Below are 26,280 nucleotides of genomic sequence, written 5' to 3' on the forward strand. Positions count from 1 at the left end.
TAATGATGTTGAAATTATCAACTACATCAAATGTAAATGAAAGTTGGTTTAGAGGTAATGATTTTAATCAGTTGAAGATTGTTTTAAGGGGTTTGGTAACTCCTTTATTTGTTGTCTGATTATAGAAAAGTAAGTCGTTATGTTTTCGTTCTAAAATACTAGAGTAAGTAATTGTAGTTATCTATTATTCCCCAATATAGTTGTCGACATATCATAATTAATTGACGAATCGGTTATTCTTAAATAACAGTACTCTTGCATTTTGTAAGCCATTATTTTTCTGTTTTTTTCAATCCAGTAATATGTAAATGGTCCATTTTCTTTTGTTTTTGAAAGAACTGAGTAAAGTTTTAAGCGTTCATTACCATATTTTTTTCTTAAAAACTCAATTAATTTTTCAAATCCGAGTTCAATATTTTTTTCATCTGTGACAAAGACTAATTCCAATTCATGTAGTTTGTCTTTGTAATGATCAACTCTTATTAAAGTTGGAACCACAAAGTCTGTGAATTTCCAATTTATACCATAATTCTCAAACTCATGTGTGCTCGTGTTTATGGATTCAAAATCAGACTTTTGTTTTAGGATCGAATCAACTGTCTTACTAGATTGGCCAAATTCTAAATCTAAAATATTTAAATCTAAAATTGAGCCTTTAGATTTTTCTTCTTCCGTTATTCTAATTAATTCTCTTTGGTCACGTTCAATTAGTTGTGCCAAATCAGGTTCAGGGTTTGATTGACCTTTACAGCTAATTGAAGTCAGAATTATTAATGATAGCAGTAGTTTTTTCATTGGATTGAAAAATTAGTGACATGTTTTTATTACATATAAGTAGTTAGCTAGGTTCACCTAAAACTCTAGCTAATTAAGATTGTGTTACCCAATCTTAGATTTAATTAAAAATACCAAAATCAAAATGTTGAGAGGTAATAACCACCAAACCCATTTGGTGTTGTTATTTCCAAATATGGTGTTAGAGATAAAGCCATCCATTTTGTTGTAAAGTTTTGAGCTGGCTTCAACTTTATTACCGCTTGTAATTTCTTCTTTTAGATCTATCAACATGCCAGCAAAAGGAATTTTACTTAGAATTAAAATGATACCTTTTCGTAAAAACTTAGGTGTTTTTTTGTATCTAGAATTTACCATTTTACCAAAGTCTAAGGTTTTCTGTAGCTGATTGTCAGACACCTTGCCTTTACCTTTAAATACGTGTTCTGTTTTATCAATAATGAGTTCGCTTATTTTGTGAAAGAGCGATGATAGATTTTCATAAATAACTCTCATGGTGTCAATAATAACGTATTGATACGCTCTGTAGGAGGCATAAATAGTTACGGCAAGACCAAGTATAAAAACCAGAATAACAAACATAAGTTTGCTGAACTCAAAATCCGTAGAGAAAAGCCGTTTTATAGCATAAAAAAACAAAATGGTATTAGATATGGCAAAAAGAAATAATACGGTAAAAAAACGCTTTACACCATTTACACCAAGTTTTCCTCCTTCTTTTATCAATCGCCAAGGATGATTGAGTAGTTGCAGAAGTCTATTGTTGTTTTCTTCGTTTTCAGGAAGGTTGTTGTATTCTATTTCAAACTCTTTTTCTTCACCACCATTTATTTGATAGCTACCATGAATTGAAAATTTCTTTTTCATCTGTATTGATTAGTCAATTTTTTGTAAAAGGTCGTTTATTTTTTTGAAAATGACAAAATCTTGTTGAAAGTTGGTTTAATGCATCAGATTTTGATGCGTTGAAGGATCTGTTTTACAAGTGCACACCAAGCTGAAAATTTAAGAAGTACGGGAAAACAAACAATTATTTTTAATCATTGTTGTGCATTTTTTTTCATATATAACACTTCATTTATTTCATCTTTACTAACATTTGCATTTCATTATTTAGATTTATTTTATCTTGCAAATTAACTCAGAAGTACAATCATTGACCTAAAACTATACATGCATAAAAAAATCCTTTTTATCACTTTTTTAATTGCGTTCACAAGAATACATTCTCAAAACTTTTTACCTTCAAATGAAATGATTTTTGAAACACTAACGGTTTCAAATTCTGACGTTGGAGATTATGACAGTGATGGTGATTTAGATATCATTATAATGGGTTTAAATGCAGGGACGCATAGTACATTATTATATAATAACGATGGATTAGGTAATTTTACATTAAGTCCTATAACATTTAATGACAACTATAGAAATGGACAAGTAGAGTTTATAGATTATGATAATGATAACGACTTAGATATTTTTATTTCAGGATTAGTAGAGTCTGGTGCAAGTAAATCAAGACTTTATCAAAACAATTCAAATGTTTTTACAGAAATTCCATTCGCATTTGCCGATAATATTATAAACAATCAGTTTGCATGGGGAGATTTAGATAATGATGGTGATTTAGACTTATTATTAATGGGAAATTTTGAGATTCTTGATGATTATGCTTATTTGTTTAGGAATGACGGTAATTCTAATTTTACAGAAATTAGTCATTCATTTTTGCCTTTAAGTCAAGGGGATATTGTTTTTGCCGATATGGATAATGACGGTGATAATGATATTGTAACAGGAGGTTTAAATAATGGTAGTAGTCATCTAGAAATTTATGAAAACAATGGAAATTTCAGTTTTACTTTTCAAACAAGTCTTGAGGGTTATTTTAATGGTGATATAGAATTGAGGGATTTTGATGGTAATGGTCTTATAGATATCATTAAAAATGGTACTACAGATACAGGAGATTCTACTAAAATGTATTTAAATAATGGTAGTTTTATTTTTAATGAAAACACTTCAATTGGTTTAACTTCGGTAGGTGACTCTGCAAATATTGTTTCTGCAGATTATAATGGAAATGGAGAATTAGATTTGCTAGTCTCCGGAAGATTACAGCCATATACTCAATTATTGTTTTCAACCTCAATTTTTGAGAATAGTGGTAATTTGACATTGATAGAAAATACATCAACTGGAATCTTAAATAATGCTTTCAATGCAATTGAATTAGGAGATTTTGACAATGATCATGATACAGACATATTTGTTTTAAAAAATAATGTTTCTAATACATATACAAATCAGTCAAGAATCCAAAATACAATTCCTAATCCTCCTCTAAGTCTATCTTCTAGTGTTACAGGCTCTAATGTGGTTTTGAGTTGGAATGATTCTACAGATAATGAGACACCTACAAATCAATTAACTTACAATATCTATGTGGGAACAGCCTCCGGAACGACAGATGTTATCAGTCCAATGTCTAATTTAAATACAGGCTACAGGAAAGTTGTTGGTATTGGGAATTCTCAGTATAAAAATCAGGTAATTTTAGAGAATCTACCTGATGGAAATTACTATTGGGCAGTACAATCTATAGATAATCAATATGAAGGTTCTTTGTTTACTACTGAACAAACATTTTCAATTAATGACCACCTTAGCTTAGATGAATTTGATAATAAAGTATCGGTAAAATATTATCCTAATCCTGTTAATGACCGATTAATGATTTCATCGAAACAAAATATTGAAAAGGTTTCAATAAGCTCTTCTGCAGGTCAAATATTGAATACCCTTTCTTTTGACGATTTAACCAGCTTTTACATTGATTTCACTAATTTCGATTCAGGAATTTATTTTGTCTGCTTATTTTCAAGCAAGGGAAAGGATGTTGTAAAAGTTATTAAAAAATAATCCTCGGCTATTGAAGGCTAAAATCTTGTAGTTTCCTTTATTTTTTTGAATACATAAAGATATAATTTCATAGAAACTTATTTTGAATTTTTGAAAAGCCAAAATCTAGTTGAAAGTTGGTTTTGTATTTGTTTTAACTAAGGGTATGTTTTTAAAGTTTTAGCTAACGATTTAATATAATCTTTGGTTTCTTGGCTAAGGTAAGTTTTGCTAAAATAGATTAATAGTTGGGTGTTTTGCTCAACATTATTTTTGATTCCGAAATTAAAGAATAATTGAAACCTATTTGATGCCAAAATTCTTTAATATAATCAATTGCTTTTTCACAATCGATATTGACTATAGTTTGTCTAGATAGGTAAATATCTTTATTAGTTGACTGAAAATACTGGATATCTTTATTGTCAGTATTTTCAATTTTGAAGTTTTCAATAAGGAAAAAAATGTCTTCATCATTTACATATTTCCTTCTCATGATGTTATTCTTTATTTCATCTTTTTTTGGAATTTTAAATTCTTCTTCATCCTCTACTACATTTTCAAAAAGATATTTGCGATATTCACCACTTATAATTTCTCCACTGCCAAGCAATTTATACTCTTTAGTTGTCTTATTGTAAGCGATAGGACCAACTCCAATTCGATGTCCTCTCTCGTCATCAATGTCATACTTTTTGTGTTTCCAACCTATAAAGATGTACTTACTAGAATCCCAAATTCTACTAATTTCATATTCTGGACCAATTGTTTCGTCTATTAGCTTCTGGACTTTTATTCTGTCTATTTCCATTTGATTGATTACAGCAAGAGGGTTAGTTTTACATATTACTAATTTCTGCTAATTTTTTGAGAAAGTCAAAGTCTCATTAAATTACCGTAACAAATGTTAATTTATTGAGACCTATTAAATAATAGCTGTCAACTATGAAACTCAACCATCTTTTTTACAACTCCGAAGTAAACTTCAAGTTAATATCTAAAAAGAGAATAATTTTATCTATTCTTTTAGGTTTGGCTTCAACAGTGTTGTTTTATAGTTTCTTTTATGGCTTAAGAGAGACAGAACGAATAATGTTTTTAGATTTTGAGGAAAGACCAATGCTTTTATCCGAAAACGATCGTCAACTTTTTAATTTGTTTTTTGCTGCAATTTCAGTCATTTTAGGTAATTCCTTAGCTATTAATTTGTTATTTTCTAGACCGCAACGTGCCTTCTCTAGACGCAATAACAAGCGAATTAGAATATTAAATGACAATACGTTTTTGGGTTTTAATTTTATCCACTGGTTTGCAAAAGTTTGGTTTTTGTTTGCAACATTTTCTTCATCATTTATGGGTTCTAAATTCATAACCAATTTTTTGTGGCCGTCAATTTTTTTGATAACTGTACTCTATTTAGATACTTGGAAAACACTTAGCTTAGTCATGAAAAATAATAGACTAAAAACTATATTCATTCATTTCTGTGCATTTGTTTTATTATCATTTTGTTTGAGCAGGCTTAATGTAATTGACTATAAATCTCTAGACGAAGCTGCTTACAGCGCTCGCCCAAATATCGATGTGCCACATAGTGTCTTTAGTGATGAGCCATACGAAAGGCGATATTATAATTATCTCGTTTTTAAAATAGACTTTGACTCACATGGTAATATTCAGTTGTTTAATGAGCAATACCAACCAATAGAGTTAACCGATGCATATAATTATGTAAATAATATGAAAAACGAATTAACAGAAGAGGTGAGTCATAGAGCTGCGACAAGATTGAGGGCAAATAAATCTATTCCGATACGTTATATAAAGGAGTTTGAATTTGAACTATTTAAATATGGACAATATAAAATTATTTATGAAGTTCAAAATGATGACGAATTAACTAATAGATTTTATAACAATCAGATAAAGAATTACATTTCAACATCACTTCATGAGGCTTTTCCAAGAAAACATAACGAGCCACCCAGAGTGCCTTTTTTTGATAGGTATAAAGAACTTGAATTCTCTGACACTATTCGAGTAGATATTGGAAAGAATATCATGATTAATGGAGACGTAGTTGTCTTGGAAAATTTAGTGGATAAATTCAAGCCACTTGTTAATTCATCTACTATTTTTGAGTATGTATACACAGACGAGGCATCATATCAAAATTATATTGACGTATTATCTGCTCATAAAAAAGCAATTAAGCAATTAAAGGTTAGAGATTCAAAATTTGATTATGACGAAATGATGTTGCAAATTTATCGTAATCAATTTAGTAGAGATACAATTATTAATAATGAAAGAGATCGATTAAGAGAAAAATATCCAATTCATATAATTGAAAAGTTTGAATAAACTTAAGGATATATAAAATCTTGTTATAATGATTATTGAACCTTACCTCCTATATGACCCAAACTTAACTAAACTCCAAAAAACAAAAAGCCCAATTAGTCCAATTCTAGCATAACCATAAAAAACTGCTACTAAAAGCAGTAAGCTAATTATGAGAACAGCTGTTTTAAAAAAGCGGTTAGACTTTTTTTTGAGTTTAGATGGAGATTTGTTGTTTAATAGTTGATTTATGTAAATCTCATCAGATTTTTTTAAATAAAATTCTATATCAGGTTCATCAAAGCCATTGGCTTTCATTTCTTGGATTATTTCGTTTTTAGATAACCCTTTTTCTCTTAATGAAACGCTATAGTTTAGTTTATTCAATTTTACTTAATCTGTGATGTTACATGCCTAATCCTGCATTAAATCTACAAACTCTCAACAAAATCTAAAAACACAGCCTTATGCTTTTCTAAATCTAAATCTGGCGAAACTGCAACTCTGGCAATATAATCTTTGTCTCCTTCCTTGGTTGTACCTTGTGTAGAGGTGGCAGGAATCGTCCAATAACAACCCTTTAGTTGGCCGTAACTTACACAGTATTTACTTTCGGATGGAATTTCAGTAATCATCAAATTGATTAATCTAAGATTTAAAGCACGTTTGTAAGTTTCGCGTTCTTCATCTGTATTACCTTTTGTGGGTAAGTCTAACGAAAAAACCGATGGTGTAAAGCCTTCAGCGGCTAATGCTTCTGAAACAAAGTTAATTTTAGCATCTGGTAATACCTCATGAATATAATTAACAAAAGCTCTTGTGTTTTTATAGGCGTCTGCAATACGTGTTAACATCGATGGCATTTGAGTAGCCAAAATTTGGTATTGTAAATCTGTGGCTTCGTTATCGCAAAGTTCTAGATGTTTAGCTATTGGTTGAATTAAATATTCTGCTTTTCCATTGGCTACAGCATAACCAGCAGTACATTTTCCACCACTAGGAAACTTTGAGCCACTAACGTAAGCAATGGTTTTTACGTTAGCAAGTATACCGTCATTACCTAAAAACTGTACGTTAGGACAAAATGTTTGATCTAAAATAAACACAGGTGCAATGGCAGTTGTACCATTCGGAGTTTGGCGCACTTTGCTTAATGCTGCATTAAGTTGCTCTAAATCCGGAACTTCTACACGTGGATTTGTTGGTATTTCAGCAATTATGTATGGTATAGCATCTGCTTTAGCTAGCTGTGTTAATACTTTTTCTACGCTGTTTACCATATCGTTGTCACCATCAACAGGTAAGTCAACAATTTCTACATTGTCAAGACAAGCAGCAACACGTCTGGCTTGGTCATTAGTACCTCCATAACAGTTTGGCGGTACTACAAATTTGATGGCTTTGCCAGGATGTTCTTTTTGAGCGTTGTCAATCAATCCCATCATAATGGCATACTGCATAGACAGTCCGCTAGAAGCTACTAAGGCTTCGCCAGAAGTCGCGTTAATTTCATTAATGATAGATTTTACTTTGGCTTTGTGAGTAGCTGTATCTAACTGCTGCGGTGAAAAAGAAGTTTCGGCAGTATATGCTTTTAAAGCCACCAAACAATTAGCAGGTGTCATAGCAATAGTCTCACGACGTCTTACATGCTGAATGTCTGAAATAAAACTCGTTTTTGCTTTATCAGAAATTAATAATACACTACCTAAATCTTCATAAAGATTGACATAAAAATCAATAGCATCATTTTGAAGGTTGGCTTCAACCTTCTGGTGCTTTGAAATTAGTATTGTAGAACCATCAAAGGCTTCAACGTCTTCTAAATTGCTTATCTCTTGAATTTCGAAATTATAATTGTAAACCGATTTTAAAAGCTCTGTATTGAAACCTTTTGGCAAACTATTAGTGTGTAAAATCCTTGTGGCTCTCTTTTCTAATAAGTTAGTGCGAAGTACTGCCAAAACAGGAATTGTTTCTGAAGAAAAGCTAATCACATATTCTGCATTGAGATTATTAAGTTTAGCGATGGTCCATTCTAAAACCGAAGATAACGGATGCCCAAGTCTTATGTAATCGTAAGCAGTTGGTAATTGGCTTAAGGCTTCAGTACTGGAATCTTCAGATTTATAAAGAGTTTCAAATTGCTCTATAAATTGAGTTTTTGCTAATTTTTCGTTGTAAATGTCTAAACGATGTGTGGTTAAATTCAACCAATCGCTAGGCATATTTTGTATAGTGTTTTTTATGTAATTCAGCATTTGAAAATCTTTCATTTATTCCTAAATATTTAGGTTTACAAAGATACATTAGTTGAGAGTTCTTCAAAAGCTTACTTAGGTTAGTTTGTGTTAAAAACTTTATCCAAAAACTCACGAATACTTTCTTGATTTGCTCTAATCAATTCCTCACGGGCTGCTACCATATCACTCGTTTTTTTGTCTTGAGAGAGTTTAAATTTTCCTTCCCAATGCGTAATGTCTATTTCAAACATTTTAATGTAATTGAGATTAGCATCTAGGCGAGGATTGTCTGGTTCTAACGTGTATTTTGGGTTTGGTTTTTCCAAAAAATCAGTCATTGTTATTAGTGACTGTTTTAATTTGTCTTTATCTTCAATTGCAGTTACTTTTCCTTTGAGGTGTACTCTAATATAATTGTATGTTGGTAATTGTGTAGTGGAATATATACTTGGTGAAATGTAGCATTGTGGTCCATAAAAGAGCACTGTGATATCTTTATTGTCTTTTAAATAATCAGTTTGCGGATTGTAAATATCAATATGCCCAAAGAGTTTTCCTTCTTCATAAATAAGTGGCAAATGAGTTATTAAAGGCTCATTATCATTAACCGAAATTATTGTTGCTAAAGGATAGGCTTTTATCACTTCTATTATTTGCTTTCTATCTGAGTCTTGATGGTGCTTTGGAGGGTATTTCATGTTTTGTCATGCTGAACTTGTTTCAGCATCTCAGTTTTGATTTTTATTAGATCCTGAAACGAGTTCAGGATGGCAGCGTCATTATACACCAAACTGCTTTAAATGATGATCTAAATGTTTGTATTGCATTTGTCCCCATTGTTGTGCCGTAAAATATCCAAAAGCAGGATGTGGATTCCACTCTGACTTATCTTTATGAGCGTAGGTTTCGTCTAATAAAGCTTCGAGTTTGGCTTTTTCTGTATTAAAGTCTTTAGTGTCTTTAGTTTTTAGAAATTTAGCTGTTGGTAATCCCTTTTTCCAAGGTTTATCATTGTACAATGATTTTTTAAAAAACACCTTGGCAATCCAACTAGGCTTCATGCCATAATCATCTTTTTCTAAAATAATATTAAGAGGACCTTGGCAATGCCAAACCATTTGGCCAACATCCATTTTTCCCCAATTAGCTTCAGCATTTTCACTTAGGTTTTCTAGTCGACTTTTTATTTCGTTATAAGCATTTTCTTCAAAAATAGATTGCATAATTATTGATTTAAATGGACGCTTAAAGTTACAATTTTTTATCTTTAGAGCATGTCGGAAAATTCAAATTCATTCTCCATAAAAAACTGGTCTCAAGACGACCAACCAAGAGAAAAATTAAGGGATAAGGGTAAGTCTGTTCTTTCGGATGCAGAATTAGTTGCCATACTCATCGGTTCTGGGAGCAGAGCGGAAAGTGCAGTTGATTTATGTAAGCGCATATTAGCCAGCGTAGATAATAATCTAAATGCTTTAGGAAAATTATCCATTAAACAACTGATGGAATTTAAAGGTATAGGTGAGGCTAAAGCCATAACCATTGCTGCGGCTATGGAGTTGGGTAGAAGAAGACGATTAGAGGATGCTGTGCAGTTAGATAAAATAACATCGAGCCGTTCTGTATTTGATTTGATGCAACCTATAATTGGCGAATTGCCTCATGAAGAATTTTGGATTCTTTATTTAAATAATTCTAATAAGGTTATTCAAAAAAATCAGTTAAGTAAAGGTGGTATAACAGGAACTTTAGTAGATGTGAGACTGGTCTTAAAATCTGCTTTAGAAGTAGGCGCAACATCATTGATACTTTGTCATAATCATCCTTCGTGTACTTTAAAGCCAAGTCAGGCGGATAAGGATGTAACACATAAATTAAAAATAGCAGCGCAAAGTTTGGACATAAAAGTTTTAGATCATTTAATTATAACAGAGAACACTTATTTTAGTTTTGCAGATGAAGCAATGCTAAAATAAACTCAATAAAATACTGCAAAGAGTAAATATGCTATTAGTTTACACACATAAAATTACTCCACGCCTTACGTATACATTTAAGCACATTTGTAAGCGTATTCTGGGTTTAGATGTAAAGTTTACCTCTAAGGTGGAAGATTTTATAGCGCACGATAGTCTTAAGATGTCTTACGCTAAACAGCCATTGAGTAATGAGTTGTTTGTTCGTAGTCATTATTTATTATTTGAAAGTGGTATTTCAGATTTAGATATAAGTGTACAGCAATGGGAAAACACTAAAGGCTTTTTTCCAACAGGAGAACGTAGCGATTTAGCTTTCGACATCTTTGCAGCTTCATTTTATTTGCTAAGTCGATACGAAGAGTATTTACCACATGTAAAGGATGACTTTGGAAGATTTACTGCAAAAGAAAGTCTGGCATACAAACATCGGTTTTTAAGCCAGCCAGTTATAGATATTTGGGCATATAAGCTTAAGGATGTCTTAGAAGAGCGTTTCCCGGAATTTGTTTTTCCTAATCGCAACTATAAAGTGCAGCCAGTTATAGATGTACCAATGACTTATTACTTTCGGAAAAAGGGGTTGTTGCGTACTATCGGAGGTACTTTAGCAGATATTGGTAGATTTAGATTTAAGCAATTGTATCAGCGTTATTCTGTGCTTATGGGTTTTAAACGCGATCCTTACGATACATTCAAGTGGATTATAACCAAACAAAAACAATGCGATTTTAAGTTCATGGTTTTGTTTTTAATAGGCGATTATTCTACCTACGATAAAAATATCAGTATTAATAAAAAGGAATTTGTGTCCCTCATAAAGTCGGTTGCGGATTATTGTAATGTAGGTTTAAAAGCCTCTTATTTTGCTTTAGAAGATATTTCGATTTTAAAGAAAGAAAAGTTGAAAATGGAAGCAGTAATCAATAGGGATTTGCAAGGGGTTAGGCATTCCTTTTCAAAGCTAAACCTTCCGCAGTCTTATAGAAATTTGGTTGAGTTAGAGATTCATCAAGATTATACAATGGGTTACATAGATACGCTAGGTTTTAGGGCAGGTACATGTACGCCATTTCAGTTTTATGATCTCGATTTTGAAGTGCAAACACCATTACAAATCAATCCATATCATTGTTTAGATTTTGCGTTATTAAAGTATCAATCAGAGTTAGATAAAAAAGAGCATTTGCTAAAGCTAATCAAAGAAGTTAAAGAAGTTAATGGTACATTTACACCAGTGTTTCATAACTATACATTTAGTAATCTAGAACGTTGGGAAGGTTTTAGGTCGCTTTTTACATTAATATTAGATTCAGTAGATGAGGGATAGAATAAAGCATGTTTTTTTTGATTTAGATCATACCCTTTGGGATTTTGATAAAAACTCTGGATTAACATTCGAGAAGATTTTTAAACTCAATAGCTTAGAAGTTGACCTTTCAGCTTTTTTAGAAGTTTATGAACCCATAAATCTACAATATTGGAAACTCTATAGAGAAGAGAAAGTTACTAAGTCAGCATTGCGCTATGGTAGGTTGAGGGAGGCGTTTAATGCTATAAATGTCGAAGTAGAAGATGATATGATAAATCATCTATCTGTTGCTTATATAGATTATTTAACAACATTTAATAATTTGTTTGAAGGTACATTAGAAATTCTTAATTATTTAAAGCATAAGTACCACCTACATATTATTACCAATGGTTTTGAAGAGGCCCAAGAGCGAAAGATGAATAATGCGAACATCAGAGATTATTTTAAGACCGTAACCAATTCTGAAATGGTTGGTGTAAAGAAACCTAATCCTAAGATTTTTAATTTTGCATTAGACATTGCAAATGCAAGTTCATCAAATAGCGTGATGATTGGTGATAGTCTTGAAGCGGATATCGAAGGCGCTAATAATGTTGGAATGGAAACCATTTATTTTGACTACAAAAATTTGAATAATTCAAACGGATTTAAAAGGGTTACATCCTTAAATTCGATTAAAAATTATCTTTAATAGTATATCATGAAAAAATTTATAATCACACTGGTGCTATTTCTTAGTATTGGATTTGCCGCAATGGCGCAAAAGACAATCGATAATTATCAGTATGTAATTATACCATTACAGTATGATTTTTTAAGTGAGAAAGATCAATATCGGCTAAACACATTGACTAGACATTTGTTTAAACAAAAAGGGTTTATTGTTTTATTTGATGCAGAAGAATTTCCGGAAGAGATTAACAAAGATAGATGTGAAGCATTGTATGCAAACGTTGAAAAAGTTAAAGGAGGTCTTTTTGCAACAAAGTTAGAAATTGTTTTAAAAGATTGTTTTGGTAAAGAAGTTTATCGAACAGAAACAGGTGTAAGTCGAGAGAAGGAGTTTAAAAAGGCTTATATCGAAGCTTTAAGAAATGCATTTTCTTCAATAGAATTTTTGGAATACAAATATCAACCTTTAGAAACAAACATAGAAAGAGAGGATGAAGAGGGCATTGATAGTGTTGTAGATAGTGATGAAGCCGAAACCAAAGAAGAAGTAGTGACATCCATAGAGGTAGTTGAGGTGCAATCAACTAATACTACCCTTTATGCTCAAGAAAAATCTTATGGTTACCAAGTTGTAGATGCAACACCAAAAGTAGTCATGCAGCTATTTAAAACTACGGCAGTAGATGTTTTTATTGTAAAAGATAAAAATGCAATTGTATACAAGGAGGATGGCTTTTGGTACTATTCCGAAAATAACGGTGAACTAAAAGAGCCCAAAACTTTAGATATTAAGTTCTAAAATCAATACCCATATTTCTCTTTCCAACGTGCTTTTAAAAATTGACGTTGGGCGTTTTCACGAGTGTTATTTCCTGGATTGTAGAGTTGGGTATTTTTTATTTCGTCTGGTAAAAATTCATGCTCAGCGAAGTTGTTTTCGTAATTGTGAGCATACTTATATTCATCTCCATAACCGAGTTCTTTCATCAGTTTTGTAGGAGCATTTCTTATGGATAATGGCACTGATAAATCACCTGTTTCTTTGACTAGTTGTTGTGCTTTATTAATAGCATCATATGCAGCATTGCTTTTTGGAGAGCTTGCTAAATATGTTGCACATTGACTCAAGATAATTCGAGATTCTGGATTACCAATTACAGAAACAGCCTGAAAAGTATTGTTGGCAATAACCAAAGCTGTTGGGTTGGCATTACCAATATCTTCACTTGCTAAAATTAACAAGCGTCTGGCAATGAATTTTACATCTTCACCACCTTCAATCATTCGCGCTAAATAATAAACAGCTGCATTTGGGTCGCTACCACGAATAGATTTTATAAACGCTGAAATAATATCGTAATGCTGCTCACCTGTTTTGTCGTAACGAGCTGCTTTGCTTTGCACTTGTTTTGTAACAAGCTCGTTGGTAATTACAACTGGTTCCTTTTCAAAAGAGGTAACTAATAATTCAAAAATATTAAGCAGTTTTCTGGCATCTCCACCAGAAAATCTCAGTAGTGCTTCTGTTTCTTTTAGTTCTATGTTTAATTTAGATAAAACTTCATCTTCAGATATCGCACGTTTAAGTAATGCTTCTAAATCGTCTTTGCTAAAAGCATTTAAAGTATATACCTGACAACGGGAAAGTAATGCAGAGATGACTTCAAAACTTGGGTTTTCTGTAGTGGCGCCAATTAAGGTTACCCAACCTTTTTCCACAGCTTCTAATAACGAATCTTGCTGTGATTTGCTAAATCTATGAATCTCATCAATAAATAAAATAGGATTTTTAGCTGTGAATAGTCCTCCGCTTTTTTTAGCTCTATCAATAACATCTCTAATGTCTTTAACACCAGAATTTATAGCGCTCAGCTTAAAAAAAGGTCGCTCAGATTCATTAGCAATAATGTTAGCTAGAGTGGTTTTCCCAATTCCTGGTGGTCCCCAAAGTATCAGCGAAGGTATAACACCACTCTTTATTTGGTTGTAGAGCATGCCGTTTTCACCTACCAAATGTTGTTGGCTCAGATAGTCGTTGATGGTCTTTGGTCTTAAGCGTTCTGCTAATGGAATATTCATGGTCGAAAATTACGAAATACCTTTTAATTTGAATTGTATTTTGGTTCTATGTTTATTTCTTTGTTGAAGCAACTAACTTAGTAAACAATAAACAAGATTTTAGAGAAAATTCTGAAGCAATTTTTGTAAGTAGACCTGAACCGAGTAATTAATTATATACTTTTTTGGGAATTGGTTATTTCTTTCAGGCTTATTTCGAGTATTCCTGAATACTGATTGTAAATTTTTATTTTATTAAAATCTAAATCAAAACTTACAATGCCAAAGTATTTTTTTGAATTAGGATAGCCGATTTTGGACATTTCAATAGACCTAGTTAGGCGTAAATCATTAAGTGAAAAATTGTAAATCTTACGTGAATTTAAATCAATTACTTTAACATTGTTTCTATTTACAAAATCGGGTGTTGCTATTCCACAGCTACCAGAGGATATTAGAATAAAGTTTTTCTTAAACACTTCTATAACTCGACATTCATTCTCAACTTTTGTCGGCATAGAATAGACCAATAGATTGTCAATCCAAAATTCGTAGCTATTTTCATTTCGTACTGTTTTTAAATTCAAACTATCGTAATGAAATATGTTTTGCTCATTTTCTGTATTGCTAGACGATTTAAAGCTTCCTAAAAAATCGAGTTCATTTCCAAAAAAACTAGGAAAATTAGTTTTGTAAACTGAGTTTTGTTTTGGTTTACAAGAAATCAGTGATAAAATCAGAAATAACAAATATTTTATAATGCTAGTTTTCATAATTAAACCCAACGTTTAAGATAAGGTCAGTTGCTATTAACCGTATCGTCCCATAAGCGAAGCTAGGTTTTTTCTGATCAATAATCAATAACTTTTTATAAAGATTAAAACCTTTTGAATTTATCTTGTGTACTTAGAAAACACATTCAAACCGTCATAAAGCCTGTGTTTTTATGAACACTTATGACAATATTTCATACAATGCTTTTTTGGTTTTAAATTTGAAGAAGGTATTAGAAAATAGTAAAAATGTCTAAGCAGCAATTCAAATTTTCAAATGGTGTCATCATCTATCCGGTTTTGATGTTGCTTGCTGTGTGGTTGGTATTTTGGTATCAAACAACCGTTGATTATGGTATAAAGTCCTATGGCATAAGACCTCAAAAAGTTGAAGGCTTATTGGGTGTTTTTACAAGTCCGTTTTTGCATGGAGATTTAAATCATTTGTATAACAATTCATTTCCGTTATTAATTTTATCGCTCGCTTTGTTTTATTTCTACAACAAAATAGCATGGAAGGTGCTAGGCTTTGGGGTTTTGCTTTCAGGATTTTTAACTTGGCTTATTGGGAGTTCAGGAAATCATATAGGAGCAAGTGGACTTATCTACGTGCTGTTTAGTTTCATCTTTTTTAAAGGTATTTTTGCGAAACACTACAGGTTGATTGCTTTATCTTTAGTTGTGATTTTTATGTATGGAAGTATGATTTGGTATGTATTTCCTATAAAACAAGGTATGTCTTGGGAAGGGCATTTAGGTGGTTTAATTACAGGTTTATTGTTTGCGTTAGTTTTTAAAAATAATGTAGCAAAACCTGAACGTTATGTTTGGCAACAACCAGATTATAATGAAGAAGACGATCCCTTTATGAAGCATTTTGATGAAAATGGTAATTTCATCGAATACTTACCTGAAGAAGAACCTGAAATTGATTCAGACAATGATTCTGAAACTAAAGTCAATTATATCTTTAAAAAATCAAAAGATGAAAGTCCTTAAGAACGTTGCCTCACAGCTTCGTACAAAAAGGCACCACAAGCCACAGAAACGTTAAGCGATTCAATCTCACCCAAAATTGGAAGTTTAGCATGTTCGTCCACTACTTTTAAAACCGAAGGATTAATACCTTTTCCTTCAGATCCCATAATAATAGCACAAGGTTCTTTAAACGAAACATCGTAAATAAAATCATTGGCTTTTTCAGTGGCAGCAATAACTTTTATTCCAGAAGATTGCATGTGGAAAACAGCGTCTTTAATATGGTCTACCTTGCAAATCGGAATTTTAAAAATAGCACCTGCACTGGTTTTAATAGTGTCACCATTAATAGGAGCACCACCTTTTTTCTGAATGATAATTCCTGAAACACCTGTGCATTCTGCGGTTCTTACTATAGCACCAAAATTTCTAACATCACTAAGTTGATCTAAAAGTAGAAATAGAGGTGTTTTACCAGATTCTATAACATTTATAACTAAGTCGTCTATATCATGAAACTCAATAGGAGAGATGTTGGCAACAGCACCTTGATGATTTCCTCCTTTGCTAAGTCGGTTTAATTTTTCAACAGGTACGTAAGATGAGTTAATTCCTTCAGAACGAAGTAAAGCTTCAAATTCCTGAAAGAGTTCTCCTTTTAAACCTTTTTGAACAAATACTTTGTCTATAGTTTCGTTAGACTTTATAGCTTCAATAATAGCTCTAATGCCGAATATGGTTGTTTCGTTTTTCATTGGTGTAAAGGTATAAAAAAACCATCCTAAGTTAGGATGGTTAATTGTTTTTTAGAACTGTTTAATTTTTAATGATTTTCTCAATCATACTTTTGTTCCCAGAATGTATTTTTAATATATAAATACCACTTGGTTGCAGTGATAAATCAACCTTAGATGCTGTAGTTACGAAAATTCGTCTTCCTAAAATATTGAAAACTTCAATTTTGTCAATTACATTTTTCGATTCAATCTGAACAAAATCAGATGTAGGATTTGGATAGATGGTGAAATAATTGTTTTCAAATTCTGAAGTGCTTAGATTATTACATAATGTCAAATCTGGGTTTAATTCTATAGGATCTCCAGGTGTTAAATCTCTACCTGTAAAAGCGGCATAAGATGGTGTATATTTTTCAGCTCTAAAAGTTAAGTTTGCGTTAGGTGGTGGATTTCCTTGAGAAGAAATAACACCAGTATTGCTATTAACAGGATTAATATATTCCCATACTTTTTCTTCGCTACTGTTTATCTCAAAAAAGTGACCTTGGTTACCTTCGCAAATTAGAATATTTCCATTTGGTAGTTGTTGTGCGTTACTTACAATAGGTGTATAAAAATCTGAACCTCCTGGGTCAAATTCATCATAAGTGTAGTCTGTGCTATTTGGTAGGTAAGATGTGTTAGGTGTGTAATCGTATACTCCAAGACTTGATTCAGGTGGTGAAATTATATCTACTTGAGAATAGGATGGAGTTCGATCAATACCATTATTAAATAGTAATATTTTTCCACTATTAGGTAGGCCAGATGGTATAAAATGAGGCGTATGCTGTCCAAATGAAGTGCGATCAACAGAAGTGCCTTGTCTGTATGCTTCTGGATTTCCCCAACGATAAAGTAAATCACCACCTTTACCATAAATACCTCCTGTGCCAGATGCAGCTTCAGCGGTTGTTGTAGAATGGTCAATAATCCACAATTCGCTCATATGTCTAGAACTTAAAACAATTTGGTCTCTTTCTTCATTGTATTGAATGGAGTTAATATGAAGCCAGTTAGAAGCTCCCGAACCACCATTTAAGAAATTTACGTCGAGTTTGTTGGGATTCAATCCAACATCACCAAAATTATCTTTAGTAGCATCAAAATCTTGAATGAGATGATCTTTTATGTTCCACTCCCAAACGATATTAGCATTATTTAGACCTACAGGTGTAACTTCTATGATTTGTTCGTTATATAAATCTGATTCTGTAAGTAAGGCAGGATTTCTTCCAGCCTGAATGGCTTCACTGTTACTCATCACAGTAGCTGCCAAAATCAGTACGTTTCCGTTTGGCATAGGATAGACATCATGATGCTGTCTCATTGTAGGTGTATCATAGAGGTATTGCCAAATTAAATTACCATCCCAATCATAAATTTCTACAACACCACCTTGTCCGCCAAAAGTTATATCTGTTGAAGGTGTTCTGCCAGGTCTTAATAAATTTCCATTTTCTAATAAATAAACAGAATTCCCTGGAGGAAAGGTACTCGACCATTGGTTAATTACCTCTCCGCAATTATTAATTAAATACGTTTCATTGAAAACCGTAAATAATGTGTAACCATCATAAACATCTTCAGTAATATTTATAGTGCCAACAGTATTTTGTGCAACCATAAAATTTGAAACAATAAAAAATGTAAAGAGTATTTTTTTTATCATGAGATTTCTTTTCTAGCGTTTTCAAAAGTATCAGATTATTTTAACTAATCAAAAAGTGGCCGTTAAACTCACATGAACTTTTGAGTCTGATAATCTAAATTGTCTGTTTTCAGATTTACCACTAGAATAATTTAGTCTAAATAGTCCTGCATTTGTAAGAAGCCCCAAACCAAATCCAAATCCAAATAGTTTTTCTTTGGTATCGGTAATCTGATTTTCGAAATATGCAGCATCTAAAACGGAATGTATATATATTCCGTTACTTAGTCTGTATCGATATTCAGTATTAATGACTCCATAAAGATTTGCTACAAGGCTGTTTTCTTCAAAACCTCTAATGGAGTTGATGCCTCCAAATCTAAAAAGTTCGTTGTCAAGATAATCATCAGAAGTTAAAACAGCTCCGTTAAACCTTGTGTAAATACTGTTTTTTGGATTAAGGTTAAATATTTTATAAGTGTCTACATTAAAAACGGTCTGGTTCTGGTTTCCAAAATTATTTTCTCTATCTCCAAATCCAGTAGAAAAATCCAACCAAAAGTTTATGGGAAAAAGTGGGTCGTAAAATTGAGGCTTGGTAAAATTGTAACCTAAAGTATAGTAATTGGTTGTATAATCATTTAAGATTGTTGTATCAGAATCTAATAAGTTAGTAGATTTAGTTGATGAAATACCAGCAGCAATACGATGCTGAGAATTAATCTGATAATTAACTTTCACATACTGCTTAGCATTAGAAAAAGTAGTGTCCTTTCTAAAAATGTTGAGACCAGCTTGTATGCCTATAGGTGACCCAAATACATAAGGTAAATCAGTGTCAACCCTAAAAGTCTGTTGGTCAATCTCGTCACTTTTGTAAAAAAGGTTTATAGTTTCTCCATAATTAAGGTTGTTGACTAACCTTAAATCTAGATAACCATCAAATTCAATTTTGTTAGTGTTTTCATTGGTGCCAAACCCAAGGAATCCATCAAAGTTATTGGTGCGTGTTTTTTCTATGTATAAATATAAAGTAGTTGAATCTTTTGTAAATAAAACTTCAGGCTCCCTTATTGTATTTGCAAAGCGTAAATCTTCTATTAGTTCTACCTTTTCTTTTATTTCATTTAAGTTGAAGGTTTTTCCTTTTTTTAGTTTTAAAAATCGTTTAATATAGGATTTTGAAAACTTTTCGTAACCTTTAACTACAATCTTATCAATCCGTCTTTTTTGATTGGTGACAATTTTGAGTTCTGCCGAAATTAAATCAGGACGCTCTTTGGTGATGTTAACAAGTTGTATTGTAGAGAAAGGATCGCCTTGTTCGGCAATTTTAGAGTTAAGCGTGTATAAAGAGTTTTCTAATTCAGCTATATTAATTTCAAAAGAATCTTCGTTAAGCTTATGGTTAATAAAATTTAGAAGATCATTATTAAAGTTTTCATCGTATTTAATCTTAATTCGCTCAATTTTTTTACCTAAGAATAAAAAAGCATTAAAAAGTGTGTCGTTTTTTCTGATGATACTATCAATAGTTGTATCAACGTATCCTAATCTAGCAAGTTTGTCTTTCAATTTATTTAATTCATTTTCAAGACTATTGTAATTATCAAAGGTTCTAGAATAGTTAATAGAGTCTATGGTTTTCGTTTTTATTTCATTTTCACCTTCAATATTCAGACGTAACGATTGGCTAAAAATCTGATGAGACAAAGCCAGCATAAAAAGTAAAATACAACGTTGAATATTCGACATTAAATTAAAATGAAATAACTGAAAAGATAACGTAAAAATAGACCATTATATATATGTATAAAATGAATTATGATAATTCTTTTAAAAATAAATTCTCAACTATTTGAATTATAAATATATATTTCTACCTTTGCAGCCCTCAAAAGTGAGGGTTAAACAAATATTTATATAGTAATATATGCCAACAATTTCACAATTAGTACGAAAAGGAAGAGCCAAAATAACTAAGAAGAGTAAATCGGCTGCTTTAGATTCGTGTCCTCAAAGACGTGGTGTATGTACTCGTGTTTATACAACGACACCTAAAAAACCTAACTCAGCAATGCGTAAGGTGGCAAGGGTTCGTTTAACAAACGGAAACGAGGTTAACGCATACATCGGAGGTGAGGGTCACAACCTACAAGAGCACTCGATAGTATTAGTTAGAGGTGGAAGGGTAAAAGATTTACCAGGTGTTAGATATCACATCGTTCGTGGTGCATTAGATACAGCAGGTGTTGCTGGTCGTACCCAACGTAGATCTAAGTATGGTGCAAAACGCCCTAAAAAGTAATTTAAAAAACTTTAAGAAGAAGACATGAGAAAAAGAGCAGCAAAAAAGAGACCGCTTTTACCAGATCCAAGATTTAACGATCAGTTGGTGACACGTTTTGTTAACAACATGATGTGGGATGGTAAGAAGTCTGTAGCTTTTAAAGTATTCTACGATGCAATTGATATTGTTGAGGAGAAAAAGAACGACGAAGAAAAAACAGCTTTAGAAGTATGGAAAGATGCTTTATCTAATGTGATGCCTCACGTAGAAGTGCGTAGTCGTCGTGTTGGTGGTGCTACATTCCAGATTCCAATGCAAATTCGTCCAGATCGTAAAGTTTCTACAGCGATGAAGTGGTTAATTGGCTACGCGCGTAAAAGAAACGAAAAATCTATGGCACAACGTTTAGCGGCAGAGATTTTAGCTGCAGCTAAAGAAGAAGGTGCAGCCGTTAAGAAAAGAGTAGATACTCACAAGATGGCAGAGGCAAATAAAGCATTCTCACACTTTAGATTTTAATTAGAAATGGGAAGAGATTTAAAATTCACAAGAAATATAGGTATTGCAGCACATATTGATGCTGGAAAAACAACTACTACAGAACGTATCCTTTACTACACTGGTGTTTCTCACAAAATTGGTGAGGTACATGATGGTGCGGCTACAATGGACTGGATGGAACAAGAGCAAGAAAGAGGTATTACAATTACTTCTGCTGCAACTACTTGTACATGGAACTTTCCATTAGAGAATGGTCAGCCAACTCCAGATACAAAAGGATATCATTTTAATATTATCGATACTCCAGGTCACGTTGATTTTACAGTTGAGGTGAACCGTTCTTTACGTGTATTAGATGGTTTAGTTTTCTTATTTAGTGCGGTTGATGGTGTTGAGCCTCAGTCTGAGACTAACTGGAGACTTGCAGATAACTATAAAGTGCCACGTATAGGTTTCGTAAACAAAATGGACCGCCAAGGATCTAACTTTATGGCTGTATGTCAGCAGGTAAAAGATATGTTAGGTTCTAATGCAGTACCAATCGTAATGAACATTGGTGACGAAGCTGATTTTAAAGGTATTGTAGACTTAGTTAAAAACCGTGCAATTGTTTGGCATGATGAAACACAAGGGTCAACTTTTGATGTTATTGATATTCCTGAAGAATTAAAAGCAGAAGCAGCTGAGTTAAGAGCTCAGTTAATAGAAGAGGTTGCTAGTTACGATGAAAACCTTCTTGAGAAATTCATGGAAGATGAAAACTCTATTACAGAAGAAGAAGTGCACGCTGCATTAAGAGCTGCTGTAATGGATATGTCTATCATTCCTATGATTTGTGGTTCTGCGTTCAAAAATAAAGGTGTACAATTCTTATTAGATGCTGTATGTCGTTACCTTCCTTCTCCTGTAGATAAGGAGGCGATTGTTGGTACTGATCCAGATACAGATAATGAGATTGCACGTAAGCCAGACGTAAAAGAACCTTTCTCTGCATTGGCATTTAAGATTGCAACAGATCCTTTCGTAGGTCGTTTAGCATTCTTTAGAGCTTATTCAGGTCGTTTAGATGCTGGTTCTTATGTTTTAAATAACAGATCAGGTAAAAAAGAACGTATCTCTCGTATTTATCAAATGCACTCTAATAAGCAAAATGCTATTGAGTATATCGAAGCAGGTGATATTGGTGCAGCTGTAGGTTTTAAAGATATTAAAACTGGTGATACACTTTCTGATGAAAAAGCACCAATCGTTTTAGAATCTATGGACTTCCCAGATCCAGTAATTGGTATTGCGGTTGAGCCAAAAACTAAAGCAGATGTAGATAAGTTAGGTATGGCTTTAGCTAAATTAGCTGAAGAAGATCCAACTTTTACTGTAAGGACAGACGAAGCTTCAGGTCAGACTATTATTTCTGGTATGGGTGAGCTTCACTTAGATATTATTGTAGACCGTCTTAAGCGTGAGTTTAAGGTAGAGGTTAACCAAGGTCAGCCTCAAGTAGAGTACAAAGAAGCTATTACGCAACGTGCAGAGCACAGAGAAGTTTATAAAAAACAATCTGGTGGACGTGGTAAATTTGCTGATATTGTATTTACAATTGAGCCAGCTGAAGAAGGTAAGCAAGGTTTAGAATTCGTTTCAGAAATTAAAGGTGGTAACGTTCCTAAGGAATTTATCCCTTCTGTTGAGAAAGGATTCAAAATGGCAATGGTTAATGGTCCATTAGCAGGTTACGAAGTAGATGCAATGAAAGTTACTTTAACTGATGGTTCATACCACGATGTGGATTCTGATCAGTTATCATTCGAATTAGCTGCTAAGTTAGGATTTAAAGCTGCTGCAAAAGCTGCAAAAGCTGTAATCATGGAGCCAATCATGAAGTTAGAAGTGTTAACACCAGAAGAAAGTATGGGTGACATTGTTGGTGACTTAAACCGTCGTCGTGGTCAGGTTAATGACATGAGCGATAGAGCAGGTTCTAAAGTTGTTAAAGCAAATGTACCATTATCTGAAATGTTCGGTTATGTAACATCATTAAGAACATTATCTTCAGGTAGAGCAACATCTACAATGGAATTCTCTCACTACGCAGAGACTCCATCAAATATATCAGAAGAAGTAATCAAAGCAGCTAAAGGCGTAGAAGCTTAAAACTAAAAGAAAATGAGTCAGAAAATTAGAATAAAATTAAAGTCTTACGATCATAATTTAGTTGACAAGTCTGCTGATAAGATTGTAAAAACTGTAAAAAGCACAGGTGCTGTAGTAACTGGTCCAATTCCATTACCAACACACAAGAAAATTTTCACTGTGTTACGTTCACCACACGTTAATAAGAAGTCAAGAGAGCAGTTTCAATTAAGCTCTTACAAGAGATTGTTAGATATCTACTCTTCATCTTCTAAAACAATTGATGCTTTAATGAAACTTGAATTACCAAGTGGAGTTGAAGTTGAGATTAAGGTGTAATTACACATTTCTGTAAAAACAGAAATTATAAAATGTCCCACCGATGCGGTCGCGGGAAAAACGGAAAAAATACAATTCAAGGCTGAAACGTATTTTTCAGCCTTGAGTTTTAAATAAAGAATAATAAATAATAAATAATAAATATGTCTGGGTTAATTGGAAAAAAAATCGGTATGACCAGCATCTTTGATGAAAATGGAAAAAACATTCCATGTACAGTAATCGAAGCAGGTCCATGTATCGTTACCCAAGTCAGAACTGAAGAAGTAGACGGTTATAACGCACTTCAATTAGGTTTCGATGACGCGACAGAAAAGAACGCTACAAAAGCTGCTCAAGGGCATGCTAAAAAAGCGGGTACTTCTGTTAAACGCAAAGTCGTAGAATTTAAAGGTTTTGGCGAGGAGTACAAATTAGGTGATGCTATCACAGTTGAACAATTTACTGAAGGTGAGTTCGTGGATATTTCAGGAACTTCAAAAGGTAAAGGTTTTCAAGGTGTTGTAAAGCGTCATGGTTTTGGTGGTGTAGGTCAAGCAACGCATGGTCAACACAACCGTTTAAGAGCTCCTGGTTCTATTGGTGCAGCTTCTTATCCTGCGAGAGTATTCAAAGGAATGAGAATGGCCGGAAGAATGGGTGGCGAAACAGTAAAAGTTCAAAATTTAAGAGTTTATAAAGTAGTTCCAGAAAAGAACTTACTTGTTGTAAAAGGATGTGTTCCTGGTCACAAAAATTCTTATGTAATTATTGAGAAGTAATGAAGGTAGCAGTTTTAGATATAAACGGAAAAGATACGGGTAGAAAAGCTGAGCTTTCTAAGGACGTATTCGCTATTGAGCCTAATAATCACGCTGTTTATTTAGATGTTAAGCAATACTTAGCTAACCAAAGACAGGGTACACATAAGGCTAAAGAAAGAGGTGAGATTACTGGTAGTACACGTAAGATTAAAAAACAAAAAGGAACAGGTACAGCACGTGCAGGTTCTATTAAGTCTGGTGTATTTAAAGGTGGTGGTCGTATGTTCGGTCCTAGACCAAGAAATTACGGTTTTAAATTAAACAAAAACGTAAAGCGATTAGCACGTAAATCAGCATTAAGCATTAAGGCAAACGATAAAGCAATTGTAGTATTAGAAGACTTTAATTTTGATGCTCCAAAGACTAAAAATTTCGTGAATGTATTGAAGGCCTTAGAGATAGACAACAAAAAGTCTTTGTTTGTGTTGGGTGACTCAAATAATAATGTATATTTGTCGTCGCGCAATTTGAAAGGCTCTGAAGTTGTAACAAGCTCAGAATTAAGCACTTACAAAATAATGAATGCTAATAAAGTAGTTCTTTTAGAAGGTGCGTTAGAAGGAATTGAATCGAATTTAAGTAAATAGAACACAGATGAGTATCTTAATTAAACCTATCATCACAGAAAAAGCAACCACTCAAAGTGAGTTGTTAAATGCTTATGCATTCGAAGTGAACACAAAGGCGAACAAGGTAGAAATTAAAAAAGCGGTTGAGGCTGCTTATGGTGTTTCTGTAGAAAAAGTTCGTACGATAAATGTCCGTCCAGATAGAAGAACGCGTTATACAAAAACGGGTATTCAACATGGTAAAACAAATGCTGTTAAAAAAGCAATTGTACAACTGGCGGAAGGTGAAACAATAGATTTATACGCTAACATGTAATTAGACAAAAATGTCAGTTAGAAAATTAAAACCGATCACATCAGCTCAGCGTTTTAGAGTAGTAAATGGATTTGACGCCATCACTACTGATAAGCCGGAGAAAAGTTTATTAGCTCCGAAAAAAAGATCTGGTGGTAGAAACAGTCAAGGAAAAATGACCATGCGCCACATGGGTGGAGGTCATAAGAAGAAGTATCGTATTATTGATTTTAAACGTAACAAAACTGGAATTCCAGCTGAAGTTAAGTCAATAGAATATGATCCAAACAGAACAGCATTTATTGCATTGCTAAACTATCAAGATGGTGAGAAGAGATATATCATCGCTCAAAATGGTTTACAAGTAGGTCAAAATGTTGTGTCTGGTGAAAGTGGTGTAGCTCCAGAAATTGGAAACGCAATGCCATTAAGTGAAATACCATTAGGTACTATTATTTCTTGTATAGAGTTACGACCAGGTCAAGGTGCTGTTATGGCGCGTAGTGCTGGTGCTTTTGCTCAGTTAATGGCAAGAGATGGTAAGTTCGCAACTATTAAGTTACCATCTGGTGAAACTAGAATGGTGTTAGCTACTTGTATGGCTACTATAGGAGTTGTTTCAAACTCAGATCATCAGTTATTAGTATCTGGTAAAGCAGGTAGAAGCAGATGGTTAGGTAGACGTCCAAGAGTAAGACCAGTAGTAATGAACCCAGTTGATCATCCAATGGGTGGTGGTGAAGGTAAATCTTCAGGTGGTCACCCAAGATCTAAGAATGGTATTCCTGCTAAAGGTTATAGAACACGTTCTAAGACGAAAGCGAGTAATAAGTATATTGTAGAACGTAGAAAGAAATAAGTAAGATAGT

Annotated in this window: 27 protein-coding genes; 15 read left to right on the forward strand and 12 right to left on the reverse strand. The window is 33.0% G+C overall.

All coding sequences use genetic code 11. From position 1 onward, the window contains the following. Positions 1-177 precede the first annotated feature (177 nt). Positions 178-795 carry a hypothetical protein gene (locus ACXAFS_RS11900; protein ID WP_475307193.1) on the reverse strand — a complete coding sequence of 206 codons (618 nt, stop codon included), beginning with the start codon at positions 793-795 and terminating at the stop codon, positions 178-180. Positions 796-879: 84 nt separating this feature from the next. After that, positions 880-1,662, reverse strand: a complete 783-nt coding sequence (locus ACXAFS_RS11905; protein ID WP_475307194.1) for a hypothetical protein — start codon at positions 1,660-1,662, stop codon at positions 880-882. Positions 1,663-1,968: 306 nt separating this feature from the next. Between ACXAFS_RS11905 and ACXAFS_RS11910 the strand changes: the two genes are divergently transcribed. Further along, positions 1,969-3,720: a T9SS type A sorting domain-containing protein gene (locus ACXAFS_RS11910; RefSeq protein WP_475307195.1), complete on the forward strand. Its 1,752-nt coding sequence runs from the start codon at positions 1,969-1,971 to the stop codon at positions 3,718-3,720. Between the two features lie 220 nt (positions 3,721-3,940). Here the strand turns inward: ACXAFS_RS11910 and ACXAFS_RS11915 are convergent, their stop codons facing one another. Further along, the gene (locus tag ACXAFS_RS11915; RefSeq protein WP_475307196.1) at positions 3,941-4,510 is read right to left on the reverse strand and encodes a hypothetical protein; all 570 of its coding nucleotides are present in this window, start codon (positions 4,508-4,510) and stop codon (positions 3,941-3,943) included. 134 nt (positions 4,511-4,644) lie between these two features. On the opposite strand from ACXAFS_RS11915, the gene ACXAFS_RS11920 reads away from it, so the two are divergent. Further along, positions 4,645-6,063 carry a hypothetical protein gene (locus tag ACXAFS_RS11920; RefSeq protein WP_475307198.1) on the forward strand — a complete coding sequence of 473 codons (1,419 nt, stop codon included), beginning with the start codon at positions 4,645-4,647 and terminating at the stop codon, positions 6,061-6,063. 42 nt (positions 6,064-6,105) lie between these two features. Here ACXAFS_RS11920 and ACXAFS_RS11925 read toward each other — a convergent pair whose 3' ends face one another. The 4 genes from ACXAFS_RS11925 to ACXAFS_RS11940 all read right to left on the reverse strand — a co-directional run bounded on the left by ACXAFS_RS11925 (position 6,106) and on the right by ACXAFS_RS11940 (position 9,508). Next, the gene (locus ACXAFS_RS11925; protein WP_475307199.1) at positions 6,106-6,429 is read right to left on the reverse strand and encodes a hypothetical protein; all 324 of its coding nucleotides are present in this window, start codon (positions 6,427-6,429) and stop codon (positions 6,106-6,108) included. A gap of 44 nt (positions 6,430-6,473) precedes the next feature. Continuing rightward, complete coding sequence (locus ACXAFS_RS11930) at positions 6,474-8,318, reverse strand: PLP-dependent aminotransferase family protein (protein WP_475307200.1); 1,845 nt, start codon at positions 8,316-8,318, stop codon at positions 6,474-6,476. A 65-nt stretch (positions 8,319-8,383) separates the two neighbouring features. Further along, positions 8,384-8,983, reverse strand: a complete 600-nt coding sequence (locus ACXAFS_RS11935; RefSeq protein WP_475307201.1) for an FMN-binding negative transcriptional regulator — start codon at positions 8,981-8,983, stop codon at positions 8,384-8,386. An 81-nt stretch (positions 8,984-9,064) separates the two neighbouring features. Continuing rightward, entirely contained in the window at positions 9,065-9,508 is a 444-nt protein-coding gene (locus ACXAFS_RS11940) for a DUF1569 domain-containing protein (protein ID WP_475307203.1), read from the reverse strand. Between the two features lie 51 nt (positions 9,509-9,559). Between ACXAFS_RS11940 and radC the strand changes: the two genes are divergently transcribed. The 4 genes from radC to ACXAFS_RS11960 are packed head-to-tail and all read left to right on the forward strand — an operon-like array spanning position 9,560 to position 13,047. Then, positions 9,560-10,261: a RadC family protein gene (radC, locus tag ACXAFS_RS11945; protein WP_475307204.1), complete on the forward strand. Its 702-nt coding sequence runs from the start codon at positions 9,560-9,562 to the stop codon at positions 10,259-10,261. Positions 10,262-10,289: 28 nt separating this feature from the next. Then, positions 10,290-11,591, forward strand: a complete 1,302-nt coding sequence (locus tag ACXAFS_RS11950) for a polysaccharide deacetylase family protein (protein WP_475307206.1) — start codon at positions 10,290-10,292, stop codon at positions 11,589-11,591. Then, positions 11,581-12,267: a YjjG family noncanonical pyrimidine nucleotidase gene (locus tag ACXAFS_RS11955; RefSeq protein ID WP_475307207.1), complete on the forward strand. Its 687-nt coding sequence runs from the start codon at positions 11,581-11,583 to the stop codon at positions 12,265-12,267. The genes ACXAFS_RS11950 and ACXAFS_RS11955 overlap by 11 nt, the downstream gene beginning before the upstream one ends. A 9-nt stretch (positions 12,268-12,276) precedes the next feature. Further along, positions 12,277-13,047: a hypothetical protein gene (locus ACXAFS_RS11960; protein WP_475307208.1), complete on the forward strand. Its 771-nt coding sequence runs from the start codon at positions 12,277-12,279 to the stop codon at positions 13,045-13,047. Between the two features lie 2 nt (positions 13,048-13,049). On the opposite strand, the gene ACXAFS_RS11965 is transcribed toward ACXAFS_RS11960, so the two are convergent. Continuing rightward, the gene (locus ACXAFS_RS11965) at positions 13,050-14,327 is read right to left on the reverse strand and encodes a replication-associated recombination protein A (protein WP_475307210.1); all 1,278 of its coding nucleotides are present in this window, start codon (positions 14,325-14,327) and stop codon (positions 13,050-13,052) included. A gap of 152 nt (positions 14,328-14,479) precedes the next feature. Then, on the reverse strand, positions 14,480-15,079 hold the full coding sequence (locus ACXAFS_RS11970) for a hypothetical protein (RefSeq protein WP_475307211.1): 600 nt from the start codon (positions 15,077-15,079) through the stop codon (positions 14,480-14,482). A gap of 249 nt (positions 15,080-15,328) precedes the next feature. Between ACXAFS_RS11970 and ACXAFS_RS11975 the strand changes: the two genes are divergently transcribed. Continuing rightward, positions 15,329-16,078, forward strand: coding sequence for a rhomboid family intramembrane serine protease (locus ACXAFS_RS11975; RefSeq protein WP_475307212.1), 750 nt, complete (start codon positions 15,329-15,331; stop codon positions 16,076-16,078). On the opposite strand, the gene rlmB is transcribed toward ACXAFS_RS11975, so the two are convergent. The 3 genes from rlmB to ACXAFS_RS11990 form a co-directional block, all read right to left on the reverse strand. Beyond that, positions 16,075-16,812, reverse strand: a complete 738-nt coding sequence (rlmB, locus tag ACXAFS_RS11980) for a 23S rRNA (guanosine(2251)-2'-O)-methyltransferase RlmB (RefSeq protein WP_475307213.1) — start codon at positions 16,810-16,812, stop codon at positions 16,075-16,077. The two genes, ACXAFS_RS11975 and rlmB, sit on opposite strands and share 4 nt — an antisense overlap. A 61-nt stretch (positions 16,813-16,873) precedes the next feature. Then, a complete protein-coding gene (locus ACXAFS_RS11985; RefSeq protein ID WP_475307215.1) occupies positions 16,874-18,505 on the reverse strand; it encodes an aryl-sulfate sulfotransferase in 1,632 nt (543 codons plus the stop codon). 48 nt (positions 18,506-18,553) lie between these two features. Further along, entirely contained in the window at positions 18,554-20,239 is a 1,686-nt protein-coding gene (locus tag ACXAFS_RS11990; RefSeq protein ID WP_475307216.1) for a POTRA domain-containing protein, read from the reverse strand. Between the two features lie 178 nt (positions 20,240-20,417). Between ACXAFS_RS11990 and rpsL the strand changes: the two genes are divergently transcribed. From rpsL to rplB, 8 genes are all read left to right on the forward strand, one after another. After that, positions 20,418-20,792, forward strand: coding sequence for a 30S ribosomal protein S12 (rpsL, locus tag ACXAFS_RS11995; RefSeq protein WP_008269190.1), 375 nt, complete (start codon positions 20,418-20,420; stop codon positions 20,790-20,792). Between the two features lie 24 nt (positions 20,793-20,816). After that, entirely contained in the window at positions 20,817-21,293 is a 477-nt protein-coding gene (gene rpsG / locus ACXAFS_RS12000) for a 30S ribosomal protein S7 (protein WP_138434832.1), read from the forward strand. Positions 21,294-21,299: 6 nt separating this feature from the next. Beyond that, entirely contained in the window at positions 21,300-23,426 is a 2,127-nt protein-coding gene (fusA, locus tag ACXAFS_RS12005; protein ID WP_475307217.1) for an elongation factor G, read from the forward strand. 12 nt (positions 23,427-23,438) lie between these two features. Then, on the forward strand, positions 23,439-23,744 hold the full coding sequence (rpsJ, locus tag ACXAFS_RS12010) for a 30S ribosomal protein S10 (protein ID WP_007650482.1): 306 nt from the start codon (positions 23,439-23,441) through the stop codon (positions 23,742-23,744). A gap of 143 nt (positions 23,745-23,887) precedes the next feature. Beyond that, positions 23,888-24,505 carry a 50S ribosomal protein L3 gene (rplC, locus tag ACXAFS_RS12015; protein ID WP_475307219.1) on the forward strand — a complete coding sequence of 206 codons (618 nt, stop codon included), beginning with the start codon at positions 23,888-23,890 and terminating at the stop codon, positions 24,503-24,505. After that, positions 24,505-25,134, forward strand: coding sequence for a 50S ribosomal protein L4 (gene rplD, locus ACXAFS_RS12020; protein WP_138434829.1), 630 nt, complete (start codon positions 24,505-24,507; stop codon positions 25,132-25,134). Before rplC ends, rplD begins: the two co-directional genes overlap by 1 nt. Positions 25,135-25,141: 7 nt before the next feature. Then, complete coding sequence (gene rplW / locus ACXAFS_RS12025) at positions 25,142-25,432, forward strand: 50S ribosomal protein L23 (protein WP_224530957.1); 291 nt, start codon at positions 25,142-25,144, stop codon at positions 25,430-25,432. A gap of 10 nt (positions 25,433-25,442) precedes the next feature. Next, entirely contained in the window at positions 25,443-26,270 is an 828-nt protein-coding gene (gene rplB, locus ACXAFS_RS12030; protein WP_461598196.1) for a 50S ribosomal protein L2, read from the forward strand. Positions 26,271-26,280: the final 10 nt, after the last annotated feature.

It is taken from the genome of Winogradskyella sp. ABM4_392 (assembly GCF_056160445.1).

Coding starts and splice junctions, on each gene's coding strand:
- ACXAFS_RS11900 (WP_475307193.1), bottom strand. CDS start 795: ATGAAAAAACTACTGCTATCATTAATAATTCTGACTTCAATTAGCTGT.
- ACXAFS_RS11905 (WP_475307194.1), bottom strand. CDS start 1,662: ATGAAAAAGAAATTTTCAATTCATGGTAGCTATCAAATAAATGGTGGT.
- ACXAFS_RS11910 (WP_475307195.1), top strand. CDS start 1,969: ATGCATAAAAAAATCCTTTTTATCACTTTTTTAATTGCGTTCACAAGA.
- ACXAFS_RS11915 (WP_475307196.1), bottom strand. CDS start 4,510: ATGGAAATAGACAGAATAAAAGTCCAGAAGCTAATAGACGAAACAATT.
- ACXAFS_RS11920 (WP_475307198.1), top strand. CDS start 4,645: ATGAAACTCAACCATCTTTTTTACAACTCCGAAGTAAACTTCAAGTTA.
- ACXAFS_RS11930 (WP_475307200.1), bottom strand. CDS start 8,318: ATGAAAGATTTTCAAATGCTGAATTACATAAAAAACACTATACAAAAT.
- ACXAFS_RS11935 (WP_475307201.1), bottom strand. CDS start 8,983: ATGAAATACCCTCCAAAGCACCATCAAGACTCAGATAGAAAGCAAATA.
- ACXAFS_RS11940 (WP_475307203.1), bottom strand. CDS start 9,508: ATGCAATCTATTTTTGAAGAAAATGCTTATAACGAAATAAAAAGTCGA.
- radC (WP_475307204.1), top strand. CDS start 9,560: ATGTCGGAAAATTCAAATTCATTCTCCATAAAAAACTGGTCTCAAGAC.
- ACXAFS_RS11950 (WP_475307206.1), top strand. CDS start 10,290: ATGCTATTAGTTTACACACATAAAATTACTCCACGCCTTACGTATACA.
- ACXAFS_RS11955 (WP_475307207.1), top strand. CDS start 11,581: ATGAGGGATAGAATAAAGCATGTTTTTTTTGATTTAGATCATACCCTT.
- ACXAFS_RS11960 (WP_475307208.1), top strand. CDS start 12,277: ATGAAAAAATTTATAATCACACTGGTGCTATTTCTTAGTATTGGATTT.
- ACXAFS_RS11965 (WP_475307210.1), bottom strand. CDS start 14,327: ATGAATATTCCATTAGCAGAACGCTTAAGACCAAAGACCATCAACGAC.
- ACXAFS_RS11970 (WP_475307211.1), bottom strand. CDS start 15,079: ATGAAAACTAGCATTATAAAATATTTGTTATTTCTGATTTTATCACTG.
- ACXAFS_RS11975 (WP_475307212.1), top strand. CDS start 15,329: ATGTCTAAGCAGCAATTCAAATTTTCAAATGGTGTCATCATCTATCCG.
- rlmB (WP_475307213.1), bottom strand. CDS start 16,812: ATGAAAAACGAAACAACCATATTCGGCATTAGAGCTATTATTGAAGCT.
- ACXAFS_RS11985 (WP_475307215.1), bottom strand. CDS start 18,505: ATGATAAAAAAAATACTCTTTACATTTTTTATTGTTTCAAATTTTATG.
- ACXAFS_RS11990 (WP_475307216.1), bottom strand. CDS start 20,239: ATGTCGAATATTCAACGTTGTATTTTACTTTTTATGCTGGCTTTGTCT.
- rpsL (WP_008269190.1), top strand. CDS start 20,418: ATGCCAACAATTTCACAATTAGTACGAAAAGGAAGAGCCAAAATAACT.
- rpsG (WP_138434832.1), top strand. CDS start 20,817: ATGAGAAAAAGAGCAGCAAAAAAGAGACCGCTTTTACCAGATCCAAGA.
- fusA (WP_475307217.1), top strand. CDS start 21,300: ATGGGAAGAGATTTAAAATTCACAAGAAATATAGGTATTGCAGCACAT.
- rpsJ (WP_007650482.1), top strand. CDS start 23,439: ATGAGTCAGAAAATTAGAATAAAATTAAAGTCTTACGATCATAATTTA.
- rplC (WP_475307219.1), top strand. CDS start 23,888: ATGTCTGGGTTAATTGGAAAAAAAATCGGTATGACCAGCATCTTTGAT.
- rplD (WP_138434829.1), top strand. CDS start 24,505: ATGAAGGTAGCAGTTTTAGATATAAACGGAAAAGATACGGGTAGAAAA.
- rplW (WP_224530957.1), top strand. CDS start 25,142: ATGAGTATCTTAATTAAACCTATCATCACAGAAAAAGCAACCACTCAA.
- rplB (WP_461598196.1), top strand. CDS start 25,443: ATGTCAGTTAGAAAATTAAAACCGATCACATCAGCTCAGCGTTTTAGA.